Source organism: Streptomyces sp. NPDC054956, from assembly GCF_053609185.1.
The window spans coordinates 1-8,601 of the sequence record NZ_JBSGXB010000315.1; the positions used below are offsets into that span (position 1 = coordinate 1).

Consider the following 8,601-nt stretch of genomic DNA (forward strand, 5'->3'; position numbering starts at 1 on the left):
CGGCCGCGCCCGCGCCCGCCACGCCGTGGCAGCGGCCCTCGCCGCGGCCGCCGTGCTCGTCACGAGCGCCTGCAGCGGCACCGCGAACCCGGACAAGGACCAGGCCGCCTCCTACCGGCTCACGGACAAGACGCCCGCCGCCACCGGAAACCTGGACTCCTTCACCTGGTCCGTCTACGCGGAGCCGACCACCATCGACTACGCCTACTCGTTCGACTTCCCGCCCAACCAGATCCTCGCCAACGTCTGCGAGAGCCTGCTGCGCTGGAACCCCGACCTGACCACCTCGCCGGGCCTCGCGGCCTCGTACGCCAACCCCACGCCCACCAGCTGGGTCTACCAGATCCGCCCCGGCGTGAAGTTCCACGACGGCACGGCGCTGACGGCCGACGACGCCGTCGCCTCCCTGCGCCGCAACCTCGACCCCGAGACGGCCAGCGTCTGGGCGAACCAGTACAAGAACGTGAAGTCCATCGACAAGACCGGGCCGATGGAAGTCACCGTCACCCTCAACAAGCCGGACTCCACCTTCAACAAGTACCTGGCCGCGAGCCCCGGCACCGTGGAGTCCGCCGCCACCCTCGCCAAGTCCGGCAAGGACTACGGCAATCCGCAGACGGGCGTGAACTGTACCGGCCCGTTCTCCTTCGGATCCTGGACCTCGGGCCAGTCGCTCACGCTCAAGCGGTTCGACGGCTACTGGAACCAGGAGCTGAAGGCCAAGTCCGCCGAGGTGAAGTTCGTCTTCCTCGCCGACGCCACCACCCGCGTCAACGCCTTCCAGAGCGGTGAGGTCGACGGCGGCTGGATGGTCCCGCCGAACGCCTACGCCCAACTGGGCTCCACCCAGGCCGGAAAGCTCTACTTCGGCCGCAACACCACCGTCGCCGACGAGGTGGTCAGCAACCTCAAGGGCCCGCTCGGCGACGCCCGGGTCCGCCAGGCCCTCCTCATGGCCGTCGACCGCAAGGGCATCGTCAAGGCCGGCGCCGGCGGGGTCGGCGAGGTCTCCGACTCGCTCGTCTCCGACAACCTCTGGGCCGACGCACCGGCCGGCGCCCGCGAAGCGCTCCTGAAGGACCTGCCGAAGTACCCGTACGACCCGGCCAAGGCCAAGGCGCTCGCCGCCGAGGCCGGAGTGAACGGCCAGAAGGTCGTGATCGCGACGAGCCCGCTCGACTCGCAGACGACCATCATCACCCAGGCCGTCGCCCAGGCCGCCACCGCCATCGGCCTCAAGCCCGAGATCAACTCCATGTCGGCGGAGAAGTACACGACCCTCTTCACCGACCCGGCGGCGCGCGAGGGCATCGACCTCTTCCTCACCTTCTGGTACACCTCCATCACCGACCCGCTGGACATGTTCGCCTCCCTGGAGACCGGCGCGTTCAGCAACTACGGCAACTGGTCCGACCCCGCGTTCGACGCCGCCGTCGAAAAGGCCGTCGGAGCCTACGACCCCGCCGAGCACGCGGCCGCCAACGCCGAGGCCGCCAAGACCGCCACGCGCGAACTGCCCTGGCTGCCCCTCTACACCCAGCCCGTCAGCGTCTTCCTCGGCAAGAAGATCACCGGCGTCCAGCCCTCCATCGCCTACCTCTACTACCCGTGGGCGGCCGAGATCGGAGCCAAGGGATGACGGCCGCGGTGGCCCGGGCCGGACGGGTGCTGCGCCGCCTGGCCGGCATGGCGGCGACCCTGCTCGTCACCTCCTTCCTCGTCTTCTCCTCCCTGTTCCTCGCGCCCGGTGACCCGGCCGGCTTCCTGGTCAAGGGACGCAGCCCCAGCCCGGAGGACCTCGCCGCGCTCCGCAGCCAGTACGGATTCGACGAGCCCTTCCTCGTCCGGTACTGGAACTGGCTCGAAGGGGTGCTGCACGGCGACTTCGGCCGCTCCTACCTCTTCCACCAGGACGTCAGCTCCGTCATCTGGTCGCGGCTGCCCTCGTCCATGCTCCTGATCGCCGTGTCCGGCCTGATGATCGCGGTCTTCGGCATCGGCTCCGGCATCGTCGGCGCGCTGCGCCGGGGAAGCCGCACCGACCGCTCCCTGATGCTCCTCGTCACCGTGGGCGCCGCGGCGCCCGCCTTCGTCGCCGCCCTGCTCCTGCGGTCGGTGTTCGGCGTGCAACTGGGCTGGTTCCCCACCATCGGCAACGGCGAAGGCGTCCTGGACCGGCTGCACCACGTGGTCCTGCCCGCGGCCGCCCTGTCCGTGACCTTCACCGCCCTGGTGACCCGCGTGACCCGCTCGGCCATGCTCGACGAACTGCGCCGCGACCACGTGGAAGTGGCACTGAGCCGCGGGACACCGCGGCGCACCGTCATCCGGCGCCACGTCCTGCGCAACGCGCTCGGCCCCATCGTCACCGTCTCGGCGCTCCTGGTCTCGGGCATGCTCGTCAGCACCGCGATCGTCGAGACCGCCTTCGGGATGTCCGGCGTGGGCTCCCTGCTCGTGCAGTCCGTGGACCAGCTCGACTTCCAGGTCGTCCAGGCCATCGTCCTGCTGGTGGTCGCCGCGTTCGTCGTCGTCAACGCCCTCGTCGACCTCGTCCACCCACTGATCGATCCGCGCATGGCGGCGGCCGGGAGCGCCCGATGAGCACACTTCCCGACGCGGGCACCCGCGCCCGCGCCCCGCGCACCCGGCGCGACCCGCTCGCCCGACTGCGCCGCCTCGGCGGCGGCCGGCTCCAGCGGACCTGCCTGGTCCTCCTCGTCCTGTTCGTACTCGTCGCCCTGCTGGGACCCTGGATCGCCCCCGAGGACCCGACCTTCGGCCACCTCGGCGACACCCTCCTGGGGCCGGGCGCCGCACACTGGCTGGGCACCGACCAGGGCGGCCACGACACCCTCTCGGCGCTCCTCGTCGGCACCCGGACCAGCCTGGCCGGACCGCTCGCCGTCGTCCTGTTCTCCACCGTCCTCGGCGTCGCCGTCGGCCTGTTCACCGCCTGGCGCGGCGGCTGGATCGACACCGCCGTCGGCCGGGTCCTCGACGTCCTGTTCGCCTTCCCGGCGCTGCTCCTCGCGATCCTCGCGGTGGCGCTGTTCGGCAAGGGGATGACCGCGCCGGTGATCGCCATGGCCATCGCCTACATGCCGTACACGGCGCGCCTCGTCCGCGGCCTGGCCGTCCAGGAGAAGTCCCGGCCCTACGTCGCCGCGTACCAGGTGCAGGGCCACTCGGCCCTGTACGTCACGGTCCGCGGGCTGCTGCCCAACCTCGCCCCGACGCTGCTGGCCCAGTCGACGGTGAACTTCGGCTACGCCCTGCTCGACCTCGCCGCCCTCTCCTTCCTCGGGCTGGGCGTGCAGCCGCCCACCCCCGACTGGGGCGCCATGATCAACCAGGGGCAGGCGGCCGTCCTGCAGGGGCAGCCGCTGTCCGCGATCGCGCCGGCCGTGGCGGTCGTCCTGGTCGTCGTCGCCTTCAACGTCGTCGGGGAAGACCTCGGCGACCGGCTCGCGGGGAGGGACTCCTGATGACACTGCTCGCATACGACGACCTGAAGGTCACCCTCCCGGCGATGGCCCGCCCCGTCCTCGACGGGATCACGCTCACCGTCGCCGCCGGAGAGGTGGTCGCCCTCGTCGGGGAATCCGGCTCGGGGAAATCGGTCACCGCCCGCGCCGCCCTCGGCCTGTTCCCGCAGGGCGCCGAGATCGGCGGCCGGGTGAGCGTCGACGGGACCGACCTGGTCGGCGCCGCCCCCGCGCGCTTGCGCGAGGTGCGCACGAACAAGGCCGCCATGATCTACCAGGATCCGCGGGCGGCCATCAACCCGGTACGCCGGGTCGGGGACTTCCTCACGGAACCGCTGCGGCTGGTCCACGGCTGGTCCAGGGCCCGGGCCGAGGTCAGGGCCGCCGAACTGCTCGGCGCGGTCGGCCTGCCCGACCCCGCCCGGCACCTGAACCAGTTTCCGCACGAGCTCTCCGGCGGCATGCTCCAGCGCGTCGTGATCGCCGCCGCCCTCACGGCCGAACCCCGGCTGCTGCTGTGCGACGAGCCCACCACCGCGCTCGACGTCAGCACCCAGGCCGAGATCCTGGCCATCCTGGGAAGGCTCCAGCGCGAACGCGGCCTCGGACTCCTCCTCATCACCCACGACATCGAGCTCGCGGCCTCCGTGAGCGACCGGATCTACGTCATGTACGCGGGCCGGATCGTCGAGACGGCGCCGGTGGCGGAACTCTTCGCCTCCCCCCGGCACCCCTACACCGCGGGCCTGCTCGGCTCCTCCCCGCCGCTCCTGGGCCCGATCGGCCGCCTCACCCCCATACCCGGAGCCCCGATGGGGCTGCTGGAGTCCGCGCCCGGCTGCGCCTTCGCACCCCGCTGCCGGTTCGCCGAACCCGGGCTCTGCGACCAGTCCCCGCCGGAGCTCGAACGGCACGGACCGGCCGAGGTCGCCTGCCACCGCGTCGCCGAACTCACCCGCAAGGAGGACAGTTGACCACCGAGCCGAGAACAGACGGCGAGCCGGCAGCGGACGGTGCCCGGGAGACGGGCGGTGCTCCGGCAAGGGGCGGCGCTCCGGCGACGGGCAGCCCTCCGGTGACGGGGAGCGCCCCGGAACTCCTCCGGGTGAGCGGTCTGCGCAAGACCTACCGGACCGGCGGGACGGAGGTCGTCGCCGTCGACGACCTGTCGTTCTCCGTACGGGCGGGCGGGGCGCTCGGCATCGTGGGCGAGTCCGGGTCCGGGAAGACCACGACGGCCCGGATGCTCGTCGGACTCGAACGGCCCGACGCGGGGGAGATCCTCGTCCAGGGCCGGCCGTTGGCGGCCTCCGTACGGGGGAGGCCGGCCCGGCTGGCGAGGGCGAAGGCCGTCCAGATCGTCTTCCAGGACCCCTACCTCTCCCTGGACGCCCGGATCAGCATCGGCGACACGATCGACGGCGTGCTCCGGCTGCACGGCACGACCGACCGGGCGGCCCGCGCCGCGCGGGTCAGGGAACTCCTCGCACAGGTCGGCCTCGGCGACCGCGAGGCCGCCGCACTGCCCCGCCGGCTCTCGGGCGGGCAGCGCCAGCGCGCCGCGATCGCCCGGGCGCTGGCGGTCGAACCCGCCGTCCTGGTGCTGGACGAGGCGGTCTCCGCGCTGGACGTGTCGGTGCAGGCGCAGGTGCTCAACCTGCTCTCCGACATCCGGCGCGACACCGGCATCGGGCTGGTCTTCGTCAGCCACGACCTCGCCGTCGTCCGCTACGTCTGCGACGAGGCGCTCGTCATGTACCGGGGCCGGATGATGGAGCACCGCCCGGTCTCGGAGCTCCTCGGCGACCCGCAGCACCCCTACACGCGGCTGCTGCTGGCCTCGGTGCCCCGTCCGGGCTGGGACCCGGACTCGATCAGCCGGCGGCGCCGCGAGCTGGATCCACTGGGCGGACGGTGACGGCGCCGGCGACGGCGTGACGCAGGGGCGGGGTGGTACGTACCCGCCCCTGCTTCGTTCTCAGAACCAGTTGATCGTGAGCGGGAAGGTGGTGCTGGCGGTGGCGCCGGTGCTGTCGGTGGCGGTGGCGGTGATCTGGAGGGTGCCGGTGGACCAGGGCTTGCCGGTGATGCGGCCGGTGGCGGCGTCGAGGGTCAGGCCCCAGGGGAGGCCGGTGGCGGCGTAGCGGACGGGGGGCTTTCCTCCGGTGGTGGTGAGCTGGATGGTGCAGCTCTGGTTGAACTTGCAGGTCTGCGGGCCCGGGCCGACCAGCTTCAGATCACCCGGAGTCGGGGTGGGGGTCGGGGTCGGGGTGGGCGTCGGTGTGGGTGTCGGCGTCGGCGTCGGTGTGGGTGTCGGGGTCGGTGTGGTGCCGCAGCCCGGGGTGGCCTCCGGTGGCAGCGGGACGCGCCAGATCTGGGTGTCGTTCTCCGATCCGACGAGCAGGCTGGTGCAGTCGGCGTACGTCACCGTCTCGCCCTGGGACTGCGCCGGGAGGGCGACGTCGGCGAGCTTGGTGCCCGATGTGTCGTACACGGAAGCCGTGTTGGCGCCCATCGGCCCGCCGCTGCGCAGGGTGTACGAGGCGCCGGACGGCGAGAACGCGCCGTCGGTGGCGAAGACCGGGCCCGGCCGGACCGCGGTGAGGGTGTTGACCTGCCCGGTCACCGGCGGCAGCGGGGCCTGGTACAACTGGCCCGCCGCTCCGATGAGTTTGCTCGCCACGTAGAGCCGGCCGGTGACGGGGTCGGCGAGCAGGGACTCGGCGTCGTGCTTCCCGTCGGCGTAGTGGAAGCGGTACGTCACGGGCGTCACCGTGGCGTTGGCCAGCGCGTCGGGTTCGGCGAAGGAGTGCACGGTGATCTCCGCGCGGCCGCCGAAGTTGTCGCCGATGTCCCCGACCAGGATCGTGGGACCGCCCGCGGCGTCCCTGCCGATCGCCAGGGCCTCCCAGTCGGTGTTGCCCACTCCGGAGACGGTGAACGTGGCCAGGAGCCGGCCGGTGGCGCCGTTGCAGTCGATGGCGAAGACCTGGTTGGTGTTCCCGCTGTCGTTGACGGCGTAGAAGACGCCCGGGTGCTTGCGGCTCATGGCGAGGCCGCTGAGCTCGGCCAGGCCCCCGGGGAGCGTGCACTTGCGCTCGGGGGCCAGGGCGGAACCGGCCGGGGGTGCGGGGACCCCCGCGGTGGGGGCGGCGCTCGCCGTGGAACCGGCCATCCAGGCCACGGCCGGCAGGATCGTCGCGAGGACCGCGGTGGCGAGGGCGGCGGCCCGTGGGGGTGTGAGGAGTAGTCGGGACATGCCCACCATGTGATGGGACATCAGGTCGGGGCGCCAGGGTCAACCACTCTCCGTTCGAGCATCGTTCAATGCCGGACCGGCATGCGTGGCCGGTACGGGGCCACCTCCGGCCGGGGCGGGGTCCGACGTGCTCGGATCAGCGCGCCGGCTCCCGTACGGGCGAGTTGTGCCGGGCGTGCGCGATGAAGGCGCGGGCCGCACGGCTGAGCGGCCGCCGGGCGTGCGCTATGCCCACCGGGCGCAGCAGGGGCGGTGTGAAGGAGCGGATCTCCGCCCTGCTGCCGAAGGCCCTGGACACCACGTCGCGGTACCAGATGAGGGAGCCGCGGCCGTCGGTCACGCCCGTCACCCAGGCGAGGCGTTCGTCCACCTCGAGGCAGGGCACCGGGCGCACGCCCAGGCAGCTGAACATGGCCTCCATCTCGGTGCGCCGTCCGGTCCCGGGCGTGGGCAGCACCATCGGCAGGCCGTCGAGGGCGCGGAAGGGCAGCGGGTCGGGCAGGGTCGAGCCGATCGGGGAGATGAGCACCACCTCGCGCTCCTGGATGTGGTGGGTCGAGAGCTCCTTGTCGATGGGAAGGTCGACGAGGGCCAACTCCGCCCTGCCCTGGCCCAGTTCCTGGACCAGGGCCTCTCGGCTGTCGTACTGCTGGAGCTTGACGTCGATGCCGGGGTGCCGCTCGGTGAAGGCGGGGATCAGCTCGGAGGCCAGGTCGAGGGCCAGGGTGGGGGTGGCGACGAGGGTGAGGGTGGCCCGGCCGCCCTTGCCGTGCGGGGTCCCGATGTCGTCGATCGCGTCCACCGCGTCGAGTACGGTGCGGGCGAGACGGACGACCCGGGCCCCTTCCGGTGTGAGGTCAACCCCCCTTCCCCGGCGGGCGAGGAGTTCGACGCCGAGGTCGCGCTCCATGGCCTGGACGGCCCGGGACAGCGCGGACTGGGCGACGAAGACCGAGGCCGCCGCGCCCGTGATGGAGCGGCAGTCGGCGACGGCGACGAGGTAGCGGAGCTGGGCGAGGGTGGGCGTCATGACCGGACGGTAACCGCGCGAGGGTGTACCCGTAAGACCAAGTCGGGTGAACAAGTACCCGACTTCGCAAAGGCGTTCATGCTGGACGGGTGGCAAGCCATGCCGATGCGGCATGAGCCCGCGCCAATAGGGTGTGTCGACGGGTGCCCGGAAGGGGGTGCCCGGGCCATGTCGCCGCAGGTCACGGGCTTGGGTGGCGTGAGCGGGGCGGTGGGCCGGGGCTCCGCGGGGTGGGAAGTCGCTTATTCCGCATGGCCGTTGACAGTGCAGGGTCGCCACCGCACGATGCATCGCGGCGTCAGGGGAATTTGACCACCGTTCAAGCACGGCCCTCGGTGGACCACCCGGCCGAACCCGCGCGTCGCACCCTTTGCTCCCCCACCCCGGCGGACCCGGCCCGTCCCTTCGGCCCGGCCCGCAGCTCTCCCCCCGTCTTCCGCCTTGCCCCGCGCCATGTCACACAGCACTGGAAGAGGAGCGCCCGTGACCCCTCAGCCCGAGCCGTCCCCCGAGCCGTCACCGCAGCCCGAGCCTTCTCCCGAACCGTCATCGCGTCCAGGAACCGGGACCGAGATGGACACGGGCAGGGAACTGGTCGTCGCCGTCAGCCCGTTCGAGGAACCCAACCCGCGGATCGTCGCAGCCGCCGAACGCGCCGGGTCCCTCGGCCTGCTGGACCTCGGCCGCGACGACCGGGCCGCGGGGGGGGGGGGCGCCGGGGAGGCGCGGCCCCCCGGGGGGGGGCGCGCGGGGGGGGAGGGCGCCCGGGCGGGGGGGGGGGGCCCCCGGGGGGGGCCCGCCGGGCTGGGGACCCGGCGACGCGC

At 72.7% G+C, this 8,601-nt stretch carries 7 protein-coding genes; 5 read left to right on the top strand and 2 right to left on the bottom strand.

Annotation, left to right across the window (positions count from 1 at the left end; translation table 11 throughout):
• The 5 genes from ACWGDE_RS32465 to ACWGDE_RS32485 form a co-directional block, all read left to right on the top strand.
• A partial coding sequence (locus tag ACWGDE_RS32465) for an ABC transporter substrate-binding protein (protein WP_453392624.1) occupies window positions 1–1,639 on the top strand: 1,639 nt, incomplete at its 5' end.
• Window positions 1,636–2,604, top strand: coding sequence for an ABC transporter permease (locus ACWGDE_RS32470; protein WP_453392625.1), 969 nt, complete (start codon window positions 1,636–1,638; stop codon window positions 2,602–2,604). The genes ACWGDE_RS32465 and ACWGDE_RS32470, both read left to right, overlap by 4 nt.
• On the top strand, window positions 2,601–3,488 hold the full coding sequence (locus ACWGDE_RS32475; RefSeq protein WP_453392626.1) for an ABC transporter permease: 888 nt from the start codon (window positions 2,601–2,603) through the stop codon (window positions 3,486–3,488). The genes ACWGDE_RS32470 and ACWGDE_RS32475 overlap by 4 nt, the downstream gene beginning before the upstream one ends.
• A complete protein-coding gene (locus tag ACWGDE_RS32480) occupies window positions 3,488–4,462 on the top strand; it encodes an ABC transporter ATP-binding protein (protein WP_453392627.1) in 975 nt (324 codons plus the stop codon). The genes ACWGDE_RS32475 and ACWGDE_RS32480 overlap by 1 nt, the downstream gene beginning before the upstream one ends.
• 101 nt (window positions 4,463–4,563) lie before the next feature.
• Window positions 4,564–5,406, top strand: a complete 843-nt coding sequence (locus ACWGDE_RS32485) for an ATP-binding cassette domain-containing protein (protein ID WP_453392630.1) — start codon at window positions 4,564–4,566, stop codon at window positions 5,404–5,406.
• 60 nt (window positions 5,407–5,466) lie between these two features.
• Here ACWGDE_RS32485 and ACWGDE_RS32490 read toward each other — a convergent pair whose 3' ends face one another.
• Together ACWGDE_RS32490 and ACWGDE_RS32495 are read right to left on the bottom strand one after the other, a co-directional pair.
• Window positions 5,467–6,747 (bottom strand): putative Ig domain-containing protein, encoded by a 1,281-nt coding sequence (locus ACWGDE_RS32490; protein WP_453392628.1) that lies wholly within the window; start codon window positions 6,745–6,747, stop codon window positions 5,467–5,469.
• A 136-nt stretch (window positions 6,748–6,883) separates the two neighbouring features.
• On the bottom strand, window positions 6,884–7,777 hold the full coding sequence (locus ACWGDE_RS32495) for a LysR family transcriptional regulator (RefSeq protein WP_453392629.1): 894 nt from the start codon (window positions 7,775–7,777) through the stop codon (window positions 6,884–6,886).
• Window positions 7,778–8,601: the final 824 nt, after the last annotated feature.